24 protein-coding genes and 1 pseudogene are annotated in these 22,884 nt (G+C 37.4%); 4 read left to right on the top strand and 21 right to left on the bottom strand.

The features are described from left to right. Nucleotides 1-82: 82 nt before the first annotated feature. The 17 genes and pseudogenes from ADF75_RS10895 to ADF75_RS04205 form a co-directional block, all read right to left on the bottom strand. Nucleotides 83-389, bottom strand: a pseudogene (locus tag ADF75_RS10895) (IS30 family transposase); the annotation flags it as partial. Between the two features lie 151 nt (nt 390-540). Then, nucleotides 541-2,787, bottom strand: a complete 2,247-nt coding sequence (gene gshAB / locus ADF75_RS04280) for a bifunctional glutamate--cysteine ligase GshA/glutathione synthetase GshB (protein WP_048789276.1) — start codon at nt 2,785-2,787, stop codon at nt 541-543. Between the two features lie 725 nt (nt 2,788-3,512). Then, nucleotides 3,513-4,784: a tyrosine-type recombinase/integrase gene (locus ADF75_RS04275; RefSeq protein WP_048789275.1), complete on the bottom strand. Its 1,272-nt coding sequence runs from the start codon at nt 4,782-4,784 to the stop codon at nt 3,513-3,515. A 10-nt stretch (nt 4,785-4,794) separates the two neighbouring features. Then, nucleotides 4,795-5,052: a MerR family transcriptional regulator gene (locus ADF75_RS04270; protein WP_048789274.1), complete on the bottom strand. Its 258-nt coding sequence runs from the start codon at nt 5,050-5,052 to the stop codon at nt 4,795-4,797. A gap of 13 nt (nt 5,053-5,065) precedes the next feature. Then, on the bottom strand, nt 5,066-6,172 hold the full coding sequence (locus ADF75_RS04265) for a CHAP domain-containing protein (protein ID WP_048789273.1): 1,107 nt from the start codon (nt 6,170-6,172) through the stop codon (nt 5,066-5,068). A 16-nt stretch (nt 6,173-6,188) separates the two neighbouring features. After that, nucleotides 6,189-6,413 carry a hypothetical protein gene (locus tag ADF75_RS04260; protein ID WP_048789272.1) on the bottom strand — a complete coding sequence of 75 codons (225 nt, stop codon included), beginning with the start codon at nt 6,411-6,413 and terminating at the stop codon, nt 6,189-6,191. Beyond that, nucleotides 6,403-8,334 (bottom strand): conjugal transfer protein, encoded by a 1,932-nt coding sequence (locus tag ADF75_RS04255; protein ID WP_048789271.1) that lies wholly within the window; start codon nt 8,332-8,334, stop codon nt 6,403-6,405. Before ADF75_RS04255 ends, ADF75_RS04260 begins: the two co-directional genes overlap by 11 nt. 12 nt (nt 8,335-8,346) lie before the next feature. Beyond that, nucleotides 8,347-10,851 (bottom strand): ATP-binding protein, encoded by a 2,505-nt coding sequence (locus tag ADF75_RS04250; RefSeq protein WP_048789280.1) that lies wholly within the window; start codon nt 10,849-10,851, stop codon nt 8,347-8,349. A gap of 13 nt (nt 10,852-10,864) precedes the next feature. Continuing rightward, entirely contained in the window at nt 10,865-11,275 is a 411-nt protein-coding gene (locus ADF75_RS04245; protein ID WP_048789270.1) for a conjugal transfer protein, read from the bottom strand. Between the two features lie 2 nt (nt 11,276-11,277). Next, a complete protein-coding gene (locus tag ADF75_RS04240; RefSeq protein WP_048789269.1) occupies nt 11,278-11,502 on the bottom strand; it encodes a TcpD family membrane protein in 225 nt (74 codons plus the stop codon). A 10-nt stretch (nt 11,503-11,512) separates the two neighbouring features. Next, nucleotides 11,513-12,508 (bottom strand): conjugal transfer protein, encoded by a 996-nt coding sequence (locus tag ADF75_RS04235; RefSeq protein ID WP_048789268.1) that lies wholly within the window; start codon nt 12,506-12,508, stop codon nt 11,513-11,515. Nucleotides 12,509-12,519: 11 nt separating this feature from the next. Next, complete coding sequence (locus ADF75_RS04230; protein WP_048789267.1) at nt 12,520-13,077, bottom strand: conjugal transfer protein; 558 nt, start codon at nt 13,075-13,077, stop codon at nt 12,520-12,522. A 1-nt stretch (nt 13,078) separates the two neighbouring features. Next, on the bottom strand, nt 13,079-13,312 hold the full coding sequence (locus ADF75_RS04225; RefSeq protein WP_048789266.1) for a hypothetical protein: 234 nt from the start codon (nt 13,310-13,312) through the stop codon (nt 13,079-13,081). Nucleotides 13,313-13,327: 15 nt separating this feature from the next. Continuing rightward, nucleotides 13,328-14,560, bottom strand: coding sequence for a replication initiation factor domain-containing protein (locus ADF75_RS04220; RefSeq protein ID WP_048789265.1), 1,233 nt, complete (start codon nt 14,558-14,560; stop codon nt 13,328-13,330). 206 nt (nt 14,561-14,766) lie between these two features. After that, the gene (locus ADF75_RS04215) at nt 14,767-16,458 is read right to left on the bottom strand and encodes an FtsK/SpoIIIE domain-containing protein (RefSeq protein WP_048789264.1); all 1,692 of its coding nucleotides are present in this window, start codon (nt 16,456-16,458) and stop codon (nt 14,767-14,769) included. A 13-nt stretch (nt 16,459-16,471) separates the two neighbouring features. Then, nucleotides 16,472-16,942 carry a hypothetical protein gene (locus ADF75_RS04210; RefSeq protein ID WP_048789263.1) on the bottom strand — a complete coding sequence of 157 codons (471 nt, stop codon included), beginning with the start codon at nt 16,940-16,942 and terminating at the stop codon, nt 16,472-16,474. A 21-nt stretch (nt 16,943-16,963) separates the two neighbouring features. Next, nucleotides 16,964-17,260, bottom strand: coding sequence for a hypothetical protein (locus ADF75_RS04205; RefSeq protein ID WP_048789262.1), 297 nt, complete (start codon nt 17,258-17,260; stop codon nt 16,964-16,966). An 876-nt stretch (nt 17,261-18,136) separates the two neighbouring features. Between ADF75_RS04205 and ADF75_RS04200 the strand changes: the two genes are divergently transcribed. From ADF75_RS04200 to ADF75_RS04185, 4 genes are all read left to right on the top strand, one after another. After that, nucleotides 18,137-18,466: a helix-turn-helix domain-containing protein gene (locus ADF75_RS04200; RefSeq protein ID WP_048789261.1), complete on the top strand. Its 330-nt coding sequence runs from the start codon at nt 18,137-18,139 to the stop codon at nt 18,464-18,466. Then, on the top strand, nt 18,466-19,296 hold the full coding sequence (locus ADF75_RS04195; RefSeq protein ID WP_048789260.1) for a hypothetical protein: 831 nt from the start codon (nt 18,466-18,468) through the stop codon (nt 19,294-19,296). The genes ADF75_RS04200 and ADF75_RS04195 overlap by 1 nt, the downstream gene beginning before the upstream one ends. A gap of 168 nt (nt 19,297-19,464) precedes the next feature. Then, nucleotides 19,465-20,325 (top strand): ImmA/IrrE family metallo-endopeptidase, encoded by an 861-nt coding sequence (locus ADF75_RS04190; protein WP_152902315.1) that lies wholly within the window; start codon nt 19,465-19,467, stop codon nt 20,323-20,325. A gap of 10 nt (nt 20,326-20,335) precedes the next feature. Next, nucleotides 20,336-21,004: a helix-turn-helix domain-containing protein gene (locus ADF75_RS04185; protein ID WP_048789259.1), complete on the top strand. Its 669-nt coding sequence runs from the start codon at nt 20,336-20,338 to the stop codon at nt 21,002-21,004. A 42-nt stretch (nt 21,005-21,046) separates the two neighbouring features. Here ADF75_RS04185 and ADF75_RS04180 read toward each other — a convergent pair whose 3' ends face one another. The 4 genes from ADF75_RS04180 to ADF75_RS04165 all read right to left on the bottom strand — a co-directional run bounded on the left by ADF75_RS04180 (nt 21,047) and on the right by ADF75_RS04165 (nt 22,870). After that, a complete protein-coding gene (locus tag ADF75_RS04180; RefSeq protein WP_048789258.1) occupies nt 21,047-21,244 on the bottom strand; it encodes a hypothetical protein in 198 nt (65 codons plus the stop codon). Between the two features lie 150 nt (nt 21,245-21,394). Next, the gene (locus ADF75_RS04175; RefSeq protein WP_048789257.1) at nt 21,395-21,793 is read right to left on the bottom strand and encodes a hypothetical protein; all 399 of its coding nucleotides are present in this window, start codon (nt 21,791-21,793) and stop codon (nt 21,395-21,397) included. A gap of 287 nt (nt 21,794-22,080) precedes the next feature. Further along, nucleotides 22,081-22,443 (bottom strand): hypothetical protein, encoded by a 363-nt coding sequence (locus ADF75_RS04170; RefSeq protein ID WP_048789256.1) that lies wholly within the window; start codon nt 22,441-22,443, stop codon nt 22,081-22,083. Nucleotides 22,444-22,666: 223 nt separating this feature from the next. Beyond that, entirely contained in the window at nt 22,667-22,870 is a 204-nt protein-coding gene (locus tag ADF75_RS04165) for a CsbD family protein (RefSeq protein WP_048789255.1), read from the bottom strand. Nucleotides 22,871-22,884: the final 14 nt, after the last annotated feature.

Below are 22,884 nucleotides of genomic sequence, written 5' to 3'. Positions count from 1 at the left end.
TAAAACTTATTTACATTTATTAAAAGCATTTCGTATCAAAAATACGAGATGCTTTTTTCTAGCTTAATTTTACAAATTGGATTTTGAAGGACACCATGGACCTATTTTCAAGTTGATAACGACTACAAATTTGTTCTGGAGACCATGAAGATTGTAATCGCTCTTTAATTTCCTACTTCAATTCACAGGAGTCTAACTCGATTTTCTTCCCTTCTGCTTCGCCAATTGTTCATTGTGTGTTTGTGCTGCTTGTGCAGAGTAAGTGTCATTACCACACTTAATTCTCTTGAGAAGGTTGATTTGTGAACGCCTAATTTTCTAGCTATTTGGCAGGGTTTGAGACCTAATTCTAGGTAAGTCTCTATCTTAATTCGCTCAATTATGGTAATATGATGGTAGCTTACAGATTTCTCCCGTGTTCTGTTTAGTGTGGTTACTTACAGTTTACACGAGATTGGGCTCTATGAGTTTTTTGTTGCACTATATTTTACCATTTATCAAATATAAAAAAGTAAGCTCAGAAAATCTCTGATCTTATTCTCATATCTCTCCAAACAACTTCCGTAAAATTTTCGGTGTGATACGTTGTCCTGGCCCTACGTAAGTATAGGCGTGCAGGTACATGGCAGGATTGAAGTTGAGTTCGATACAGGTGCAATTTGGTAGCTCCTTACTAGCAGGCTTGGTGTAGTCTGGGATAATCAAATCGACTCCACAGGCCCAAGCCCCCATAGCAGTCGCCATATCGGCAGCTAGTTGTTTGTAACTCTCGCCCATCTGGTCAGTCATGTCAATGGAGTCGCCTCCAGTTGAGATATTAGAATTACCACGCAGAAAGGTTTGGCTACCTTTAGGCAAGACTGTATCAGGTGTGTAACCCTGCTGTTCCAACATGAGTAATTCAATATCACCCAGATTGATGATTTCAAGAGGTGAGCGATGGTCGCGACCACGCAGAGGGTCTTGGTTTTTCTTTTCGACTAATTCTCGGATGCTTGAGCTTCCGTCGCCTACGACATTGGCCGCAACGCGGAGCACGACAGCCTCGCATTTTCCATCCAAGATAAAGAAACGGTACTCGGTCCCTGCCACAAACTCCTCGACTAGCACATGGCTATCTTCCGAAAAGGCGATGTCTAGGGCTTTTTCATAGCCAGAAAGGCTTGTTGACTCTTGGAAGATGGAAATGCCCAGACCGAAGTTGGTGGATTTGGGTTTGACAACAATAGCAGAGTTGGCTATTTGTCCGTAGTACCGCAAGGCATCGTCCTTGTTAGCAAATTCTGCTCCCGCAGGTACTGGAAAACCAGCCTTGTCCAAAATCTTTTTGGTCACAACCTTATTAGCCATGGCCAGTGGAATTACGTAGTTATCTTTGGATGTCATGTTGCTATTTTTAATGTACTCCACATGGTCACCATGCCAGAGTTTGAGAAATTGGTCTTCCTCATCTAAAATTTCTACGTTCAAGCCCAGCTGAATGGCGTCAAAGAGAATCATTTGGGTGGAGAGTTCCATGTTTTCATAGCCTTTGAGGGCATAAGGTGCTGTCCAAGCATAGTCATGAAAGGCTTGTCCTTGTTGTTGGCCAAATTTTTCAAGGGACCCTTCTTCAACCTGCTCTGCTATTTTTCCAGAAAGGGTCAAACGTGGATCAAGAAGAGAGGCCTCCACCTTAGTGATAAGCTGGCTATAATAGTCATCCAGTCCAAAGTGAGCGACGATGTCCTTCATGGCTGTCACGATAGGTTTAGGGTCAGCCTCTTTAGGAAGTGGTGTGTGGGGATGGCTGAGAGCGATTTGGTTGTTGAGAGTAGCAGCTACTGCCAATTCTTCGTCGACTTGCTCCATGTCGTCTAGCCACAAGAGTGCGAGTGCAAAGAGGTGGGTGGTGTCTAGTGTTTCTTGGCTGATTGCCAGTGGCTCAAAGGGGTTGAGGTCAAAGTTGCGGAACTCTAGATAGGAGATGCCCTTAGTCAAAAAGTCCCGGCTAGTCTTAGCACCGCGTAAACGGATGGCAGAGTAAAATTCTTTTTCAGAGGACAGTTGCCCAGATCCAACAGCGTTTTCGATGTCGGTCACGTATTGCTCCAGTGAAGAGAAGGAAATGTGAACATCGGGGGCATTGACATAGCCGTAGTTGGAGTTACGAATCGACCGCACGCAACCAATTTCATCTGTCAAAAACCCTTTTTCTGCTAGCGGGCTTGCTCCGTAAAGGTAGGTCAAGAGCCAGCGATAACACAAGAAGTTCTGAGCTAACTTGAGATAGAGGGCATTCTTGAAGGTCAGTAAATCGTCATAGTCACTGACTTCAAAGAGCTGCTGGGTCAGATCTTTGCCGAGTTCAAAATTATAGTGAATTCCAGATATGGACTGGAGCAATTTGCCGTAGCGTTCTGCCAAACCAACTCGGTATTGATACTCGTAGTCACTTTCCAACTGGGCAATCTGAATCTCTTCTTCTACAATCACAGGTGGCATGGATAAAGGCCAAAGATATTCTGACTTATCCATTGAGCGAATAGCCACATCGGTGATGGCCCCGAGGAAGCGACGAGCTTCCGTGGTCGACTGTGCTACCAGTGTAATGAGCTCTAGTTGAGGTTCGCTATAATCTGTCTGGATATAGGGATGGAAACTGCGAGAACCCAATTTTTCAGGGTGTGGCGTTTGAGCGACACGGCCTTCAGTATTGATTCGTAGAGATTCGCGCTCCAGACCAAAGGTAGCTTGTAAGATGGGAGTATTTGGGGATAATTTTTGAAATACGTTTGATAGGTTCATGATTGGGCCTCGAAATAACTAGTTTCTCTATTATTTTATCAGTTTGTTAAATAAACTCAACTTTCTGCTACGGAGATGGAGAAGGAAATGCTCGGACGAATTGACTATTTACTTGCATTAAATATAAGCAAAAGCATTAGTAGAAGTATTGAAACTACACCTAATAGTTTTTTCCCCACACTCAATCTCTCATTTCTGTCTTTTTTTCGTAGACAGTTATAAAGTCGATCAGAATAAACCTTGTAAGTGTATAAGTTAATTCTTACAGACCTAAACTATTCCCCTATTTAAAAAATAATGATTCATATTTTATGAAATTAATTAGTAGATATAGTTCTGAAAAGCCGTTATATTACGCTGTTTTTAGTCCAACTGAAATCCATACTTTCCAAACCAGGTCATACGATCTGTGAGAAAAAGAACACATAACAAAAAGAGGAGCTTCACAATAAAGTTCCTCTTCTTTTATATATCCGAATCATTATTCTTATTTCAAAAAAGGTAGTGAAAAAGGTAGTGATTCGGTTGATTTATATTGCAATGTAGTGAAATTTAGAATTTCAAGAATCGCTTAAAATCAAGGTTTCTAACATCTATTGACGTGTAGTGAACCCCTATTTCACCTCTGTAAAAGTTAACTTATATGCCTACAAAGCTTATTTTAACAGGCTTTACGACTGTTTATAAAGAAAAAGTAGAGAAAAAGGTAGAGTTTCAAATGACTGTTAATTTTCACTTTTTATTTGTGAAAGTCTTTCCATTAAAATATCGACTGCTTCATTCTTTCGGTTAGGATCTAATTCTGCATAGATATCCATTGTGGTTGAAATAGATCTGTGACCCATACGCTCTTGCAATTCTTTCCAATTTGCTCCAGAGTTGAGCATTAAAGATGCATGAGTATGGCGGAATAAGTGAAAACCATAATCAGGTAAACCTAACTCTTTTAATCGTTTAATAAGAGTGGCTCGCTCATTTCGATCAGTCATGTAATTTCCATAGATAGTGGGAAATATCAATTTAGATTTTGGAAGCCCATGTTTTTCAAAGTAATTATTCATTTCATTGTTAAAATCTTTAAGTTCTTGAATAATGGTAATAGGTACTGATACTTTGCGATTTCCTGAATCAGTTTTCGCAGAATTTTTACAAATAACCTTACCTTTAGTACCTAAGGTTTTGTCTCCTCTCCTCCACATAAGAGTTTTATTTACGTTAATTTCTGATGATTCGAAAAGTAAGTCATCAACTTCCAATGCTAATAGTTCATTAATTCGTAAGGCAGAAGCTAAAAGAGTATTACAAATAAGTTTAAAGCGCCTGTTGGCTCTTGAGTTTGGGAGCGTATCTAGGTAATTCAACCATATAGCGATATCTTTTTCATGTAGAACTTGAATTCGGTTTTGAGGTGCTTTAGGCTTGGGTGGTATCCTGACTTGTTTTGCGGGATTATTCTTTAGATTACAGTGTACCATTCCGAAATCAAGAATATCTTTTAGTTTATGAACGACTGCGCCATAATCAGATGCCTTTCCTTTATCTGCCTTACGTTTTCCCTTATTTATTTCTATTCGAGCTTTTTCTGCTAGCTGATCAACCCATTTTTGAACTTCAGTAGATTCAATAGAATCTATTTTATAATCACCAAATTTTGGGAGGATATATGTATCCAAATATCCCCTTACTCTATTTCTAGTATTATCAGATGATACCCAAGATTTATAACTATCATACCAAAATTCCGACAGTTCTTTTATAGTCCCAACAGATAGAGTTTCTTTTCGAGTAGAATCATTTTCTTCAAATTTTCTTTTAGTCGCTAAATATTTGCGATCTAAGGCTTTTAGTGTTGGAGCTGATATAGTAGTTGTAACTTGTTTTCCTGTTTTTTTATCAGTTCCTAAATAAGCTCCTTTCATAGAATAAGTTATAGAACCATCTTTTTTGATTTTCTTAAGAACTTTCTTATTGTTTCTTTCTATTGTCTCAATTTGCATTTAGTTTACCTCAGATGGTCAAAAATTTAAGAATATCCCCACGTTTATAATACACTGTTCGGGTCCCTTCGATTGGTGGCTCCAATCGTGGCAGTCCTTTACGTTCCCAACTTTTGAGTGTATTAGGGGAAATATTCAGTTCTTTGAGGACTTCCTTTTGGGTCATGATTTCTAACTGATTAGTATCTGATCTTTTATCCATAAGATTTACCAGAACCTGTAATAGATTTTCGATTTTATCTAGTTTTACTTGTTGTAGTGTATCCATATAATTATCCTTTCTAATGTCCTATAACGTATGTAAATTGTTTGGCAGTTTCTGCATCAAATGTACGGTAACTAATCACTCCAAGCCCCTTCACATTACATTCTGAAACAAGAATTGAGCCATCCGATTTAACTTGCTCCACAAAGGCAATATGCCCGTATATTGGATTAGCTCCAGCTTGTCCAGGGCTAAATGATAGAGCAGAGTGTTCAGTTGGTGTATGGGTTGTAGTAAAGCCTGGCTTATTCATCCATTGGCCACCATTTCCCATGAATGGATCAAAGTTAACTCCAACTTGTTTTCCACGGTTAAAGACATACCAAGTACATTCACCCCATGGATAGGTGCTAGTGACATATCCATTTGTATCGATAGCTTTTGTAAGACTATATCCTACCGGAATATCATTTGAAGTAACTCCACCTCCATCTCGAGTTTTTCCAGTTAATTGGATCGGTGCTTTCGGTGTTCCACCATGTTCATCGATATACTGATCTAGCTTTCTCATCGTTTCAGCTCGACGCTTGCCAGAACCGCTAGTATCTGTAAAATAAACTCCTCCATCGACTGTCTGATTCAAAGAACCATTCGCATATTTTTGAGCTTTATCATCTTGAATTTTGAAGGTCTCATTCTTATTTCCAATAATTGTCTGTTGGGTTAGGGCAACTACGGCAACCTCGTCATTAAAATTGTTGGCATTCTCAGGATTTGAATCAAATGCTCCATAACCAAACATGTTGGCTCCAGGATTTCTTGCGACTCCAGCAGTTCCGAGTGAGCTTTCATTTAAGGCAATTGCCACAATACCTCGGACATCTAGATTGGATTTGGCCTCCCATTCTAGGAGTTTTTTACCGTTAATCCGATTCTTATCATAGGAGATTCCTAAAGTGTCTAAAAAGCCGTCTAGTTGAGCTGCTGTAATGCCATATCGATGAACCAATAGATTGTGCGTATAAGGATCTCCAGAGGACCAGTGTTCCGCATAAGTGGCTCCATCTAAACCAGAACCTCCAGTCGGACTTCCTGCTGTGGCAACCGCAAGAATGATAATGAGAAGAAAGGGGAGAATGATAGGGATTAGTCCAACCAGTAAAAACCATTTTAATTTCTTCATAGGACCTCCTTTCTAGTTAGTGTTTGATATAAGCTGTGAATAGCACTGTCCCAAAGCGCCACTTGGCATCTAATACGACAGAATGAGCTTTGACTTGATCCAGTATAGAGTCTTTTTCACGTTCTTTGACAGGAAACAAAAGAAGGAAATCGACTGAGCGTTTCCCTTCTTGGTAAGCTTGAAAAAGAGTCTCTTCAAGAATCCTTGGAAAAGCTGTTCTTGAGTGAATTCTAATATTCATTGTATTCTCCTCTCAATTGATTTAGTCGTTCTGTTAGTTTGTTTCTTCGTTCAATATTTGTTCGTAATTTATCATCTCGTGTCATAGTCTTTCGATAGGCACGAGTAAAGGCATTGGATCCTTGAGCTTTATACATCGCTTTAGGATCTTTGTATTTATCTAGTTCACGTTCCAGTGAATTGATTCGGTGTTGTTTAAATGGAGAAATCCATTCTTCTTTCAGTATCTGAAATTCATCTTTTGTATTCGAAGGAATCTCTGGTTGAATAGGTGCATTCGTGTTCTCACTAGACAGTTCTTTATTCCTTTCTGGCATACTTGGTCTTTTTGTAGACTTAACTTTTGGAGTAGTCATGTTATCTGAGTTTTGTGTTGTTTCAATCTCAGGAGCTACTGTGCTCTCTTGCCCAACAAGTGTTTCAGTTGGAATCTCTGGTTCGAAATCTTCTTCCGGCATCGTGTCTTTCTGAGTAAAGAAAGAGCCTACTTGCTGGAAGTGATCTTTAGAATGCATGACCATTCCTGCTCCAATTCCTGCTCCAGCTAAGGCGAAATTTCCCAAGTGTTGAGCGCTTGAAAGACTGCGAGTTGGAACTTGAGAGGCAACCTCTTTTGTTCGAGTCATTCCGTGCTCCATACGATTTCCAAGATCAGTTGCCATCATACGGGCTTTGGATCCTAAAATGAATTGAATCAATTCAGCCTTGTACTTCCACATGAGAATGTAAATGGTGCCTTTTGAAACAACTGATACTAAGAGTTTAAAGACAAGTCCGAATAGGATAAGAGAAGGCAGAGTTTTTAAAACTTTATCAAAGCCACTGGTGACTAAATTTTCTAAGAGCTTTTCGATGTAAAAGATGAGAAGAGTTAAAAGACTTGTAATTGCTGGAAATGCTAGACCTCCAAACATGACTTTTAAAACTCCGAAAATCAGATCTTGCATTCGAGGAATGAAGGATACTAAAAGGACAATCGGAAAGAGCAGAATCATCATGAGAACTAAGAGTTGAGCCAGAACATTTAAGAGCTGAATTAAGATAACGGGGATCGCTAAGACAAAGGCCTCTACAATTTTAAAGATGACATAGAACATGCGAATAAAGATGAAGTCTGGCATAGCCGATACCCAACGGTTTTCTTCTGAATCTTCATTAGCACCATCTCCCATTTTGTCTAAATAGTCTATGCGAGTTTTGGCTTTCACGGGTTTAAAGTTCCCATTCTTATCTCCTGTTCCAAGAACTTGACTATCGTCAAAATTCTCCTCTTTTCCGTTTTGACTATTCTTGTATTTCCCATTTTCCTGACCCGTATTGACAAAGACATAGGCCTTATAAGATGTTTCTGCTATATAGTTATCTGCCATTGTTTCCCCAACTTTTAGGGACTTGTCTTTTCCATAGTTAATCTCGATGTTTGAAATCTTGGAAGAGACATCTTTGGAAAGGGAGTTGATGGTATCTAGTAAATAAAGACCTCCAGATGTTCCAGCAATGGTCCCAAAGTAACTAAAGCCAAGAAGTATCACCATACAGATATGAATCATAGTTCTTGTGAAACTTCCTTTTGAGAAGAAATACTGGTAGAAGAGATAAAAGGCAAGTCCTAATAACAAAATAGAAATTAAGGAACCACTTGTAATTCCACCATGTGTGGAACCGGTGAAGCCATTCCAGATTTTACTAGCTCCTTTATAGACGTAGTTCTTATACGCAGAGTATAAATCAACACTTTCTAATACACGAATTAAGAGAGAGAAGAAACCAACTACCGCATTGAGAATGAAAAAGAAGAAGTTGACGAAGAGTTCGTTAATTAAGACCCAAGCCCCATTGAAAGATCCGAATTCAGTTTTTTCCATGTAGGACTTGAGAGAGAAGATATCGACTCCTCTTAATTTCTCAAAAGCTTCTTGCATGGATTCACCTCCTTAACTAGCATATTTATTTTCAAGACTTGACGATACCGTAGCTTTCATTGGTTTTAGAAGCATATCAATATCTTCAAAAATGTTGTGAACAGAAATCATATTGAGATTGCCGTAGACATCAGAATAGAGACACTGACCTGAGATCATATTATCAATCCATTCTAGGTTGTTTTCAGTCACTTCAAGGTTGACGTGTCTTAGAATATCTTCTCTTTCTGATTTTTCATAAAAAGCAAAGATAGTCCCAAAACCTGTTGTATCATCGTCATTTTCTGCATCATGCACAGACTGAGTAATAAGAGCAAGCGTATTATTTTTAGAGCGTCCAATCCGGCGCATATTTTTGATAACTGCTTTTCCTTCTGCGGACTTCATAAGGATCCATGCTTCGTCAAAGAACTCAATCGTATCTTCATGTTCGTTGCGTTCTCCAAAGTGAGTACAAAAGGCACCGAGCGCAAACATGAGGGCGATAGAATTTCGTTCATGGTCTGAAATCTTCGTAGAATCATCCTTTGGAAGTTTTAGATTATTGACCTCTAAAACAGTCACACGAGACTCATAATTGAGACCTTTTGTAGTTCCGTCTGAGAAAGCTAACTCTAAAATTGAATTATTGACAATGGATGTTAAGTAGCGTCCGACTGAGGCTATGTCTGGTGAAGCAGCTTCTCTTAAAACTTTTAGAACATGTTTAAAGCCGACCAACTCACCAGCGACTCGTTTTTCTACAATAGTATTGATAGCTTCTGTAATAGCTGTCTTTTGGTCCATCGATACATCATCTACAGCTTGAAGAAGAAACTCGAGCATATTCTTTGCGACCTCTACAGCTTGTTCCTTATCGAGAACTACGATAGGATCTAAAACACCGTGGTTTGATGGTAGTGAGCTATCCAGCGTCACAAAATTAAAGTTCTCAATCTGTTTCTTGCGCTCAGGGTAAAGTCTTGCAAATTCTGGAGAACTAATCACTTTTTGGTAGTGATTTCTAAGTTCACGTTTGGGGTCAATGTAGAGGGTTTTAACATTTTGAAGAGCGACACTTAAAAAGATAATCTGAGCGAGAAAGGATTTCCCTTGGCCTGTTGCCCCAGTGATAATAATGTGAGGGTTCTTGGTGATTTTTCCTGCAATATCTTCTTTATTTCCCACTGTCGCATTGTAGAGGACAATATTTTTTGATGATTCGATAGCTTTTGAGATAGAGTCCCAGCGTCCCGTCCAGTTATCAACCCGGCCGATATACCAGCCAATTCTATTTCCAGAAGTAGTATTGGTAAAGGGCATGAGTTCCGCAAAGCCTCTAGGTGTTACCATGTGAGTCCAGGTGCGAGTTTTCTTTTGAAGTGGTTCTCCGTATAGGAGAGCTTGAAAGAGATAGGGGCCGTCTTGTGAGGCTTCACTAATCTCAACTCCCATATCATCAAAATAGTTAAGGACCACTTGTCGTCTTTGGCGGAGCTGGTAAACACTTGAAGCTGAGACAATCAAGTAGGCTCCATATTCAATAATATCTTCTTTGTTTCCGACTTTACGCATCAGATCTTTTAGAGAGATAGATCCCATAATGATCTCATCTTGTTGGACGGTGTCGGTATTCTCAGCTTCTTCCATAATGTTTCGATAACGAGTGTTGGAGCGTCCCATCTTTCCTTTGATTTTACTAGTATCAATGAATTCAGATTTGATTCGTAACTCAACTGGAAAATTCAAGCGTTGGATGAATTCTCCTAAGTGAAAACCATTGAATTGAACGGGAAACTTTCCAACAGGAAGAATGGTCACAAAGGAGGATCCATAAGGGCTTTCGAGCTTAAGGAAGCCTCCTTTTAGGACTTTAATCAAGGTATCTGTAATATTGAATGAAGCACGATTGGCGATCACTTCTTTCTTGTAATGAGGGATATAGCGGAGGTATTGCATCCGCTGGTAGTAGAAGAGTTCTTCATTGGTGAGGCGCTGTGCTCGAAGGACAGATAGAGCTTGAAAGATAGTAAGCTCATCACTTTGATATTCTTCATACCAAGTTGGACTCAGTTCTAACTCATAGCCAAACCCTTTTGCGATTTTTTCTGAAAAGTCTGTAAAGCTTTCATAGGCCAAGTCTTTAATGGTTGCCCCGTGATTCTGTTTTCGAAGGGTAACTCCAATCACCCAGTCAAACTGATAAGGGATCTCCATCTCGTCTGTCAGACGCTCAACACTGTAAAGAAGCAATTCTTCTCCCAGTTCACGGCTGTCATCTGCTAGAGCATCGGAAAAGTCCCGCATTTTTTCTTCTAGGAGATAGTCTTTTGGAATCAATGAAATCTCAAAGTGTTGATTCTTTTGGAGTTTTTTCATCATTTGCGCAACAGTAATTTTGTGTTTCCATTTTTTCTCATCATCCGTAATGGTGATGGGAGTATTGGGGATTCGATAGAAAGCGACAACGGAATGATCCTTTTTCAGAGCTAGGTTGTCATGTGTTTCTCGAATCGGGTAGGTTAAGGTAATACTCATAGGACCTCCTTTTCTATAGGTTTGTTTTTTCAAAGACAATTTCATCAATTGGTTCTATTCGGTCCTCCTGGTAGATAGCTTTTTGATTGAGTTTGAAGTCCCAAAGATACATCAGGTAGTCAGATAGAAAGAGATGCATCTTCTTTCCGTGAGGTTCATACTCAGTGTAGAACTTGGCCAGTTTATAAGGAAGGTACCAATAGAGCAAGAGAGAAATGGAGTGAGTCATTTTAGCTAATGGAACAAGAATGACTCCTCCAAACAGTAACATCCCCACAAAGACGAGGATGAAGACAATAAAAAAGGACAACTGCATAGGTGTCGCAAAGTACCAAATCCGTGTGCCCTTTTTTGTCTTAATTTCTTGGATCCAATAAGGAGCATTTAGCCCCTTACTGTAATCATAGAGTTTTTCTTCTTTCATGATTAAAGTCCTGTCTCAATTCCAAAGAGGCGCAGGAACCATCCAAATGCTTTGAGGATATCCTGTCCTTTTGCGATGGAGACAATCACGGCATAAAAGCCAACGACCGAAAAGAGTTGGAGCCAGGAGCTGTTTCGCCAAGCCTTGATGGCTAAAAGGACCGCAATAGCTGTTAGGATCCAAATTCCGTCTCCTTGAAGAAAACTTCGTAGGTTGTCTGTGTTCATATGAATTCTCCTATTCTTGGTTATTTGCATAGTTTAAGGGGATTGTGTGCTCTAGTTTAGAGACATAGTAGGTTTTTTCTTTTTCGATAAGGGTAAAGGTAAAGTTTTCAGAGTGAGTGGTTCCTCCCACTTCAAAGGTTGCTTGAACATAGGCTGTTAGCCCCTTTTTATTCTTTTTGAGATAGGTGTAGTCGATACTTTTAAAGGTGGTGTTTGCGACAACATCTACATCTTTTGAAATCAAGTTGAGATTATCCTGATTGGTGGTGTAGTTTGTGAAAAAGACAGTCAGAAACTTTTCTACTTTCTTGTGTACTGAATCAGAAAGACGATCTGTAGTAGTAAGAGTGAGTTTGTCTTCTTCCTTGAAGGATCCAGCTTGTGAGCTTTCTAGGGTAGTGAACCAAGGAAGCCCTGAGATATAGTAGCTGTTTCCTTTTTGAGCATAAGGGATATTGAAACCTGTCACAATTTCTGTTTCTTGTGTTTCCTTGTCATGGCGTATCCATTCCTTGTACTTGATCCGGTAGGTTGCCACATTGTTTTCTACAGTGATTAGTTGAGCGGATAGTAACTCACTTGGATTTCTGACTTGGCCTTGAGATTTCACATCCGGTATAAAGTTATAAAAGCTATTGAGGTAGTCAATCTGTCCTTCTTGTTTTTCAACTTCTTGAGGGAGAGTGAAGTATGCATAGACAAAATCATTGAGATAATACTGGAGCTTATAGTCGTACTGTTTTTCTTCTACAGGTACCTGAGCTTTTTTGGCATGGAGGATTTCCACATTCTTTTCTAGTTTAGAGACTTGATTCGAGAGTGTGATAGCACGAATAGCCCCCGATAGACCAACAAAAAGGAGGAAAGAAATCCCTCCAATAACAGCCAGATTGATTGTTTTCTTGTTGGTGATTTTCAGTTTAGGTGGACCTCCTTTCTTTTCCATCTTTTTAAATTTTGAGAGGTAGTCTCTCGCTTTTAGTAAGTAGTGTTTAGCTTTATCCATAAGACCTCCTTTTAGAGAGCAGCCAGTTCAATGAGTTTAGATCCCTTGGCATAGAGGCGCTTATTAGCTTTTTCGATCTCGCCATTAATGTAATAGTAGCCTCGTAGCTCAGTTTGGAGTTGTTCGATTAGTTCTGGACGAAGATCTTTAACTTCTTCCTTTTTGAGTAGGCTATTTAATTCGCCAGCCTTGGTCCAAGCTTCTCTATGATCTTTCTTTTTAAGTAATTCTCCCAGTTCATTGGTGATTTGAGAGACTTTCTTTTCAAATGTTGTTTTAGTTGCCATTTCAATTTCCTTTCTGAATGTTTCTTGATTGCTTTTAATGGTTTGTTGGATAAAAGCGATGAGTGAGGGACGCATTCTTTTGTTTAGACTAAGGATTTCCCCGTCTAGCGTAAAACAGGCATGTTCATAGTCATAAAAACCGTTCGCATCCGGTAGCTTCTCGGTAGACCTTCCAGCACATTCATAGTAGAAGTCCTTGCCTTTTCGTAAGAGAATGTACATATGCCAGAATTCCTGTTCGGGCAAAAGGAAGAAGTCCGTCTGATAGATTTTCTTAAGCATCTTAAGAAGCCTCTAGAAGATCATCATAGCCCAGAGCTTGGTAGATAAAATCAGAATCAAACCAGAGCCAATCGTTAATCGTAGTCTCTGTCGGTATATCACCAGAGAAGATATCTTCACAGATAACCGTTAAAGTATCAACTCCGCCACGTTCACGGACAGTGTTTAGAGTTTCTAATCCACCTGACCAGGCTTTAAAGTTTTCTAATGAATTGATTTCTACTTTGTATTCCATAGGTTGTTTTCCTTTCTAATGTTCATAGTGTTTACTAGCTTTGAGGAGCTTTAACATAGCTTTCCCACGATCGGTAATTTCTCCGCTATTTTTGATCATCTTCATGTATTCCGTCTGTAGAATCTTATCTGCTTCAGAAACGAGGGCTAGGGAGTTTGCGACTTGGTAGGTTAGCCAGCGAATGGTTCGCTCAATACTACAAGGTTGAGGGTTGGTTGAGAGTTTCAAGGGTTCGACTCCTCCAAAGAGTCGTTGCCATTTTTCATCGGGTTTGTAGGCTCCAAATTGATTGATTCCATCATAGACTTGGATCTCTTTATTTATGATGCCTCTAGCGATTTCGCCAAGATCGACACCAGAGATAAATTCTTCTACAACTCCTTGCGCCTTCTGGTCTGAGAACCGCAATTCATAGCGATTCCAGATACCAAAAATCTCCAAGGATTCGTCCAAGGAGATATTTTCCATTCGAGCTATTTCATAGCGCTTTTCATAAAAGTTGAAGTAGAGCTGACTTTGACGACTTCCAAAGTAAATGGACAAGCCGTGATTAGCTTCCATGTCTTCGTTATCGGTGAAGGATCCACCTCCCGTGATATTCCACTTTTTGAGAGTATCAAGGACAATCTCTTTAGAATGGAGTTTCTTTACCAAATCTGGTATTAGAATTTGTTGGTCTTCGTGTCCATAACCTTTATAGAGTTCATCAAGAGCGATATCAAGCCGTTTAACTCGTACATCCTGATAGGAGTAGAGGATATGTTGGAGAAAGACTTGCCAGGTGATTCCCTTGTGTTCTAAGATAACTTCCATCTCACGGCATCCTTGGCCGGATAGTTGAAGGCAGACTTGATAGTCATTCGTAATCGTCTTATCGAAAAAATCAAAAATCCAGATGTTTCCTCTTTGCCATAAGTGGGTATAGTTCATAAGGCGAGTTTCTTGTTCAGTAAACTCACTCAAGGGGCAGTGAAGAAAATTCTCACAAAAATTATCTAAATCTTTGAGTCTTGGGAAAGACAAGCGGAGGTAGTCAATCTGAGCTCGAAGACTATCTCGTTCACAGTCTTTGTGGTACCCCAGTTTTTCTTTTAGTTCTCGAAACTTGTCAATGGTTAGTCCTCTTTCGCCAGCTTCATAAGAGCGATAGGTTCTAGGTGGAAGATCTACAGCTTGTGCAAAATCTTTTTGGCTAAGTCCTGTATGTTTTCGGAATTTCTTGATATGAAAAGGACTAATTTTGTCCATTCATCGCAACACCTCCTTCTAACAAAGTGACACACTTTTTTGACGAAAGTGACACACTTTTTAAAATTCGAAAACCCAACTCCCACAAGGAATGAGGAGGGGTTGGTATGGCGTTTTTGTCAATTGTAACCCCCCTATTAGAAAGCGGGGGTTCCTTGTCATCATGAGCCAGGAACGGCGGGCTTCGGTCTTCGCCTGACCTGCGGTCAGGCTTGCCCTCGCCCTTGTCCTAGCCCATGATGACTGACAATCGCTTCAATAGCTTTTGGATAGGACTTCCGTCCATCTTCCTCAAAGCGAGCGATTGTTTCAAGAAGTAACTTTTCTTGGAAAGGATCAATAAGAATAGCGGAATCAGTACGTTCAAATGAGATCCCGTGCTCTTCCATATAAGGGATGATTTTTCGAAGAGTTTGCATCTTTAGATCGTACTCCTCCGCAAATTCCTTGAGTGGACGATGAATAATTTCTGGTTCTTGTAATTGTTCATCTACCTTAATTTTCTCTTTTGATTTCTTCTCCTCCAGGTATTCTTCAAATACTGAGAACTCTTCTCCTTCAAACTCCATGATCGGGATTTTAGCGTATTCATCATAGAAAGAAAAGCCCTGGTCAAGTGGAATATAAGGTGAATAGAATTCACCAGCTAGTTTCCCACTTGAAGCAATATAACCACGACCAACCACTTTCACTCCATTAATCTCATCTAGCTTTTTAAATTCTTTGGTTTTATTGGCATCTCCAAACATCATGTCATAGCCTGTTGATTCCAAATGACCGACGGAAAGTCGCATCATGAAGTTGTCTCGAAGAGAAGTCTTTATGTATTCTCCATCAGGCCGTTGCATGGCAAAAATTACGTAGACTCCAGCTTGACGGCCCTCTAGAACGATTTGAGTTAGATATTCCATGAGTTCCGACTGTTGGCTATAGTCACGATCAATCTTGGCCATGAGAGCAGCCCATTCATCTACTAGAAGAAATTTAGGTTTTAAGTTGTAATGGGTGTAATAGGTACCTGGTCTATAGTCTGGAAAAGATGTTAAGACCTCGTAGCGCTTCTTCATAAACTCTACATTCTCTCTAAAGCAATTAATAATATCCTCTTTACTAGAATACACTCGACCGTGGAAGACTGGAAGTTTCTTTAAAGAAGCCAAGTCTGAGTTTTTTGGATCGCAAATATCTATATAGCCGACTTTTAATAAAGCATAGATAATGGACATGAGAGTAACAGTTTTTCCCCCTCCAGTACCTCCACCAACTAGTAGGTGAGAGTCTTTTACATAGTCCCAGTAGACATCTTTCATAAGACGGATCTTTGAGCCTTTGACTTCAACTTGATCAATTGAAATGCGACTATCAATCCGGTTGATGGCGATTTTGTATTTTATAAACCGTTTGTCAAAGCTCTTATCACGAAAGTCCCCATTGAACATGACTTCAAGAGTAGAGCCAAGATTTAAAAAGCGATCTTGGAACTTATTTCCTTCTAAGATGAAACTAACTTGAAGCTCATAGCGACTTTGTTTAAGGTAGACTTTTGGAAGTGTAATCTTTTCAACCATGCCTTTATCTCGTTTGACTTTCTTGACCAGATACAAGTTGTTCTCTAATAAGAAACGGGAGAGGATATGAAGGCTATTGAGCTTTTGAAAGAAGAGAATCTTCTCGTAACAAAGCCAATTAATCCCTAAAGAAAGTAACGCAGACAGTAAAATCCCCGCTCCAATGAAATAACTCTGAGGCAAAGGGTGGACCTTTAGTTGTTCAAAATGCAGGTAGACATAATAAGCGAAAACCAATAAAAAAGGAAACCACCAGATAAACCATGTGATTCCCTTAATGTTTCGATGAAAGATTTGAACTCTTTTTCCTCGATAGGTAAAGAGTTTCATGAGTAATCACCTCCTAATTATCTTTCTTGTTTTCTGTTTGTTTCACTTCCTTAGTTTCCTTGACTGGAGTGGCTCCCGTTTTCTTTTTGATTTTTGAGGCGAAAAGTTTAAAGATATCGCGATTATTCACGTGAACATGGGCGAAAACAATATCTTCTAGTTCTACCTCTTCACGGTATTTAATGCCCAGGTCTTCAATTTCAGACTCTGACATATCTGCGATAGTGAAAAAGAGTGTTTCATGCTGGACAGAAGAGTGAATACCTACAACAATACCACGAATCTCTCCGGTATTGACTTGGACAAATGATCCGTCAGGATTTCGTTGCGATTGATCTACTTCAAAGATGACATCAGGCCCCTCAATGCCTCGGAAAGTCAATTTCCCAAGGACTGCTGGGACATCTAGTCCATCTGTGATGACACGATAGGTTTTATCCGCAATTTGTAGTTTTTCTCCGTAGTTTAATCCAATTTTAGCCATGTGATTTTCTCCTTTTATTTCTTATTTTTTAAGTACCAATTTTTCCGCAAAGACATTGCGGTAAGGTGCAACATTCTTACCATTTAAAATAGTGTCTGAGAAAAAGATTGGGTTAACCGCTTCTACTAGAGCATCTTCTGGAAAGACTGTTGTAGAGGCTGGTGTGATAACATGAAAGGCGCCGTGCTCTGCACTGTTTAGAATGTGACGTTGGTATTTTCCTTTTTTACCAAATACAGACTGAGGAGCTTTCCCCAATTTTTCATAATAAGCTTGACCAATAAATTCTGGTTTCATTTTAAGTGTTTCTGGAATCATAGGATTCTCCTTTCAAATTTTAAGTAAAAGAAAAAGAGTTAAGCTAGTTTCTTAACTCTTGAGTAATAGTGATTAAAAATTTTACGTTTATACATGCGACTATAAAGATCAATATCCCCATAAGCAAATCCTGTTTCTTTTGCCTTAGAGACTAAATGATCGATATCTACCAGAGCTTGACTATATAGTTTAGCTAGTAGACTTTCTGAACTATCAAACATCCCATAGGTAAATAAATAGTTTTCATAGAGTCGTTTACATTGTAGTGCGAAAAAAGTTTGTCATATCATTCTCCTTTATTGTAATAAGTAAAAAAAGCTACTAAGTGAAAAAAGGAAAGAACTTAGTAGCTTGAGAGTAGGTCTATCTAATTAGATAGACAGCAGTAAAGAAAAGTTATTTGGTTGGAAAGATCCCTCTTTCCACGGTGGCAACGTTTAGCAAGGTGCTTTGCGTCAATTACCATCGCTTTCCCGGCCAATCTCATTGGGGAGTCATCATCATACCCTTAAGATTCTCTTACGCCCTTTGGCGAAGCCAGTTCACTTTACTATTCGGAAAAGTGCGAAAGTCCGAAATGCGTGGAAGCCCACAAATACTTGTTTTATATCTTCACTTCAACCACAAACGGACTTGACTTTACCTATCAAATATATTACAATAAAGTTGTTAAGTAAATTGTGTGATTTGATAATCAGTCCTCTGGTTGTCAGACGCACTTTTTTATTCAATTTTCAATGATCAAAACCTTCTAAAAAAAGGTTATTATTTTTAAAAGAGATATACTCTTTCGAATATATTTACATTATATACTCAATTGAGTATATTGTCAAGAGGTTATTGCAAAATATTTTAAAATTTTTTGAGGAAGAAAAAATGGGATTTCCAGAACGATTAAAAGAGCTCCGTTTAAAAAAGGGATTAACACAAAAAGAAATTGCGGAAGAATTTGGTATCAAACAACCTAATTATCAACAGTGGGAAAGCGGAAAAAGAAAACCATCGTCTGAAACTTTAGAGAAATTTGCGAATTTCTTTGGAGTTACGATGGACTACCTTGCAGGAAATGATGAAGAGCTAGACAATGTTGAACTTTTATTTCGTATGAATTCAAACGGATTAACAGAGAAAGAGAAGAAGATCTTCAAGAAAGAGTTAATCGAATTTATGGAAGAACGAAAAAAATTGTTTGAAAGAGAGAAATAATGCAAATTACCCAAAAGATCAAAAATAGTTCAAGTGATTTAAAAGGCAAAATTATCAAAGGTACAATTTGGGGACTAACAGCATTACTGCTGTTAGCAATTTTAATAGGTTCTTTAAATGTACCGCCATATAATGCAGTCATAGTAGTCTCATTGATAATATTGTTGCTATGGATATTAGACATTATTATGCGTAGAACATTTAATAGAATCATACACGAACCCTTTAGTAGTTTTATTAGCATACTTTCCTTGATTTTCATTTTTATACCCTATTTTTTTGTTAAATTTAAAGTTGACGAAGTTTCATCTAGCATACAATTCTTTTTTTCTATCGCTGTCACTGTAGGTATTAACTGTGTATTTGATGCAATATTTAAATTAGTAGAAACACAATTCAACTCTAATGAGCAAAAACAAGTTATTAGATATGGTGCTACTGTTAAATTATTCTTTAATAGTATATATATTTCATCTTATTTAGCAGCCTTTTCAATTGAATGGATTTTTTCTAAAACTGATAATATCACTCTCCTTAATCATTCAATAACTAAGAGTGATTTATGGGGATCGATACATCTCCTTACTTTACTCATTTTATTTTTTTTCTTGTTAATTTGCGCAGGTATTTCATGGCTAATCCGCTTAGAAATTGAAAATAGTCATTATACAAATATCGAACAAGTTAAAAGACAAATTATAGAAAAAAAACAAACAATTGCAAATATCCAGAATCAACTTAACAATATTGATAAAGACATTTCTATTCGATTAAAAAATATAGAGAATAAACTAAATGCTGAATTAAAATCCTTAGATTCTCTAGAATAAAAAAAAACCAGGTTAGAGCTTTTGTAGTCATACCTGGTTTTTTTACATTATATTAAAAAATTTCATATTTTATGGAAAACACTGTAGACATCCTACCTTTTAATTTTGTATAATAAACTAAGCCAAATCGGTTGAATTTTTGATTGATAACAAAGGAGGTGTCATCATTTGCATTCATTATACAAAGAAGTTAGCAACTCCACAAAACAAGTGTTATACCAGTTTATGAAAGATGAAGATCTATCAGTACTAAATTATCATTTTAGCTCTTTTTTCACTCATTGTATTAAAGAGAATCATATAAAAGTAGCAAGTCATCACTTCTCAAATAAAAAGATCGAAGGATTAACTATAGTTGATTCATTAGGTACTACTTTTTCCTATGAAAAAGAAAACTCGAAAGCAAAACAGAACTTTACACTCTGTCATGAATTGGGACATTACATTTTAAAACATGATGGAAGTTATTTTATGAAGTCAGTCGACAATCAAGAAAAGTTAGTAGAGAGAGAAGCCAATATCTTTTCTGCTGTAACTTTGATGCCAGATATCGTTTTACTATCCAAGCTCTACTATAATTGTGAGTCTTTTCAAAATGTACAAGATAGTTTGGAAGTTTCAAAACAGGCTCTTTACTTTCGTCTCCTAGACTTATTACGTATCTTTTTTCCAGATAAAGATACTTATATAAAACAAGTAATTAAAGATTATATGGAAGGTCAAAATGCACCACTTCTGCTATTACTACACGATATTAAAGATGATATTATCGGAGAATTTAACCAGTATAAACCATGCCTCCTAAATCAAATAAAGAATAAAATTGGAAAATTAGGTTTTGTTACTAGCCAAGATATTCCAGAATTATTAGATCAGAAACAATGGAGTAAGCTGAAAAATAATACGTCATATCTTAAAATATGGTTAGTTCATAACAAAGGAAAATCTATAGCTTATGTTTGGGATAAAAACAAGTTATCTGAAAGCGAAGCCAGAAAAAAAGCAGAGTTACAACTACTATTAATGTGAGGTAAGTTATATGTATCAACCAGAAAAACTAAAGGCTCGTAGGAAAGAATTAAAGCTGACACAACAAGAAATTGCAAATAAATTAGGGATATCTTTCCAATCCTATTCAGCATGGGAACGAGGAATAAAGAAACCATCTAAAGAAAGAGTGAAGCAATTAGAAGAAATTCTAATGGTCTCTAGCGGATTTTTTACAGAACCCGAAATCATCCAGCTATATAATTCCCTTTCTAACCCAGCTCAAAAACAAGTTTTAAAGTATGCTCAAAAATTAGTTCACAAAGAAAAAAGTCAAGCTATTAAAAAACTCTATGAATATCATGTCTATGAAAAGATGGCTGCAGGTATCGGATCGACAATCTACAATGATCAAAATTACGATAAGGTTTATTTCGATGAGCAATTAACTCATGATTTTGCTTCATGGGTATCTGGTGATTCGATGGAACCTAAATATCAAAATGGATCTGTCGCACTCATTCGTGAGACTGGATTTGATTATGATGGTGCAGTATATGCTGTAGTATGTAACGATAAAACATACATTAAACGTGTTTTCCGTGAAGAAAAAGGCTTACGTTTAGTTTCTATCAATCCGAAATATAAAGATATTTTTCTTCCTTACGATGAAGATCCTCGTATCATAGGAATCATTGTCGGAAATTTTTTACCACTATAATCATGCTCAATAAACTCTTACATTTAAATAAAAAATATTCTGCTAAAATACTTCTTCCCTATCAATTCCTAGATAGGGCTTTTCATCGTGAATAATACGTTTCAAGCAATCTACACTTCCTTGCAACATAAAAAGTTTAGAGTCTCCTAGTTGCTCAATAGGACAATTTTGGATAGCTTCACAATGTCTCTTAATATGCCAAATAGCATTTTTTATATTTTTTTCTTTTAAATTATTCATAACCAGATAATATCAAAAATCAAGTATATTCTGTTTCATAAATCCTAAACGGTTAAGAATTAAACCTATTTGGGAATTGCATGTATTTTTTTCTAAATAATTTAGTTATTTTAAATGTCACCAAAAAAGAGAGCTTTTCAACTCTCTTATTTATTTTCTTATCTCACATAAATACTTCACATGTCCAGGCTCATCAAATTCATTTTTCTCAATAGCATATGCCACATTTGTATCCTTATTGAGAAATAGTATCATAGAATATGGTGCCATGAAGCTTGCTTTCTCTTCTAAGAACCAAGAATCAAAACACTGATCTCCTTCGTATAACACGATTCTTTCATATTCGTCTATATCATCACCTTCTGAGAGTCGTGCTCTCACTTCAAAATTAGCGCTAGGTTCTTTTCTCAAGATATCCCCTATCCAATAGGTTGCTTGTTGAAGCGAATAGAAATCAGCAATTCCCCAACGGAAGTACTCACCCATTTTTTCATCTACAAATTCAAAATCTTCAGTGGTGTCCATATCTCTAAAACTTGTTATTCTCATATAGTATTCTCACTTTCTATTTATACAACTTGTTTCTATTTTACAGCAAGCAACAAGGTTAGCTTGTTATTTATAGGATATTCTTAGTTTTAATAATTCACTTCCAATCCCTATACAAAGTTATTATATCAAATTTATGTGATTTTGTCAATTTTGTCAGATTTAGTACACACTAGAATAACTCAGAATCAATTTTTGACCAAGGAGATACAAAATATAAAAACGCTTAATCCTTATACAGAATAAGCGTTAAACTTATGACTAGAAAAAGAAATTAAACATTGTCGTCAATCATCATCCAATTCCTTCAATGCTTTCTTATAAGCCTCACTATCCTTCTTATAATAGTCACGTTCTACACCGGATATATCTACAGTAAAGACACCATCTTTATATGTATAACTTGTTGTACGGTTTGACATTTGAGAACCCATCAGCTCAATTGTTTCATTCTTTTGATCGATTACAAAGTTATCAGCAACACTACTATCAAGTGTTCCCTTATTTCCTGAAATAGTAAATGCTCGTTCATTTCGAGATTCGTTAACCCAATAATATTCGCCATCCAAAGTCTGGTTACTTTGATTAGAGCATGCAACTAAAGGCAAACTCAAAATCATCAAAAATAGTAGAGTCATTATTTTATTCATTGTAATACCTCCTTAATTGCTCATATTATAACAAAATAGCATTACAGGAATACTATAAAAATGTCTATTATAACGGCAATTTTTTTAAATGTTTATTACAATAGCAAATTAAGAAAACGGAATCAAAAACGCACTCTAGCCTCTATAGTAGAGCTAAGACTATAGAATTTAGAATGCGTTATTAGGGATTAACTAGTTGTCATTAAAAGATAAACATTAACTATTATTTGTCGTCACCTTTAATCATATTTTTAACGCCTTCGATTGCACCTTCAACGGCATCTTTTGCGTCTTCTGCCACTTCTTTAACTTTAGAAACTACTTTTTCAGCAGCTCCTTCTTTTTCTGTTTTCTTGTCGCCAGTCAATTTACCGACACCTTCTTTGATTGCACCTTTTGCTTGGTTTACTTTTTCTTCTGTAGACATAGTCTTACCTCCAT

It is taken from the genome of Streptococcus sp. 1171_SSPC, from assembly GCF_001069335.1.
Taxonomy (GTDB): domain Bacteria; phylum Bacillota; class Bacilli; order Lactobacillales; family Streptococcaceae; genus Streptococcus; species Streptococcus xiaochunlingii.
This window is presented reverse-complemented; position numbering and strand designations above follow the sequence as displayed.

Excerpts from the sequence above, each read along its gene's own strand:
- gshAB (WP_048789276.1), bottom strand. The coding sequence starts at position 2,787 with ATGAACCTATCAAACGTATTTCAAAAATTATCCCCAAATACTCCCATC.
- ADF75_RS04275 (WP_048789275.1), bottom strand. The coding sequence starts at position 4,784 with ATGCAAATTGAGACAATAGAAAGAAACAATAAGAAAGTTCTTAAGAAA.
- ADF75_RS04270 (WP_048789274.1), bottom strand. The coding sequence starts at position 5,052 with ATGGATACACTACAACAAGTAAAACTAGATAAAATCGAAAATCTATTA.
- ADF75_RS04265 (WP_048789273.1), bottom strand. The coding sequence starts at position 6,172 with ATGAAGAAATTAAAATGGTTTTTACTGGTTGGACTAATCCCTATCATT.
- ADF75_RS04260 (WP_048789272.1), bottom strand. The coding sequence starts at position 6,413 with ATGAATATTAGAATTCACTCAAGAACAGCTTTTCCAAGGATTCTTGAA.
- ADF75_RS04255 (WP_048789271.1), bottom strand. The coding sequence starts at position 8,334 with ATGCAAGAAGCTTTTGAGAAATTAAGAGGAGTCGATATCTTCTCTCTC.
- ADF75_RS04250 (WP_048789280.1), bottom strand. The coding sequence starts at position 10,851 with ATGAGTATTACCTTAACCTACCCGATTCGAGAAACACATGACAACCTA.
- ADF75_RS04245 (WP_048789270.1), bottom strand. The coding sequence starts at position 11,275 with ATGAAAGAAGAAAAACTCTATGATTACAGTAAGGGGCTAAATGCTCCT.
- ADF75_RS04240 (WP_048789269.1), bottom strand. The coding sequence starts at position 11,502 with ATGAACACAGACAACCTACGAAGTTTTCTTCAAGGAGACGGAATTTGG.
- ADF75_RS04235 (WP_048789268.1), bottom strand. The coding sequence starts at position 12,508 with ATGGATAAAGCTAAACACTACTTACTAAAAGCGAGAGACTACCTCTCA.
- ADF75_RS04230 (WP_048789267.1), bottom strand. The coding sequence starts at position 13,077 with ATGCTTAAGAAAATCTATCAGACGGACTTCTTCCTTTTGCCCGAACAG.
- ADF75_RS04225 (WP_048789266.1), bottom strand. The coding sequence starts at position 13,312 with ATGGAATACAAAGTAGAAATCAATTCATTAGAAAACTTTAAAGCCTGG.
- ADF75_RS04220 (WP_048789265.1), bottom strand. The coding sequence starts at position 14,560 with ATGGACAAAATTAGTCCTTTTCATATCAAGAAATTCCGAAAACATACA.
- ADF75_RS04215 (WP_048789264.1), bottom strand. The coding sequence starts at position 16,458 with ATGAAACTCTTTACCTATCGAGGAAAAAGAGTTCAAATCTTTCATCGA.
- ADF75_RS04210 (WP_048789263.1), bottom strand. The coding sequence starts at position 16,942 with ATGGCTAAAATTGGATTAAACTACGGAGAAAAACTACAAATTGCGGAT.
- ADF75_RS04205 (WP_048789262.1), bottom strand. The coding sequence starts at position 17,260 with ATGATTCCAGAAACACTTAAAATGAAACCAGAATTTATTGGTCAAGCT.
- ADF75_RS04200 (WP_048789261.1), top strand. The coding sequence starts at position 18,137 with ATGGGATTTCCAGAACGATTAAAAGAGCTCCGTTTAAAAAAGGGATTA.
- ADF75_RS04195 (WP_048789260.1), top strand. The coding sequence starts at position 18,466 with ATGCAAATTACCCAAAAGATCAAAAATAGTTCAAGTGATTTAAAAGGC.
- ADF75_RS04185 (WP_048789259.1), top strand. The coding sequence starts at position 20,336 with ATGTATCAACCAGAAAAACTAAAGGCTCGTAGGAAAGAATTAAAGCTG.
- ADF75_RS04180 (WP_048789258.1), bottom strand. The coding sequence starts at position 21,244 with ATGAATAATTTAAAAGAAAAAAATATAAAAAATGCTATTTGGCATATT.
- ADF75_RS04175 (WP_048789257.1), bottom strand. The coding sequence starts at position 21,793 with ATGAGAATAACAAGTTTTAGAGATATGGACACCACTGAAGATTTTGAA.
- ADF75_RS04170 (WP_048789256.1), bottom strand. The coding sequence starts at position 22,443 with ATGAATAAAATAATGACTCTACTATTTTTGATGATTTTGAGTTTGCCT.
- ADF75_RS04165 (WP_048789255.1), bottom strand. The coding sequence starts at position 22,870 with ATGTCTACAGAAGAAAAAGTAAACCAAGCAAAAGGTGCAATCAAAGAA.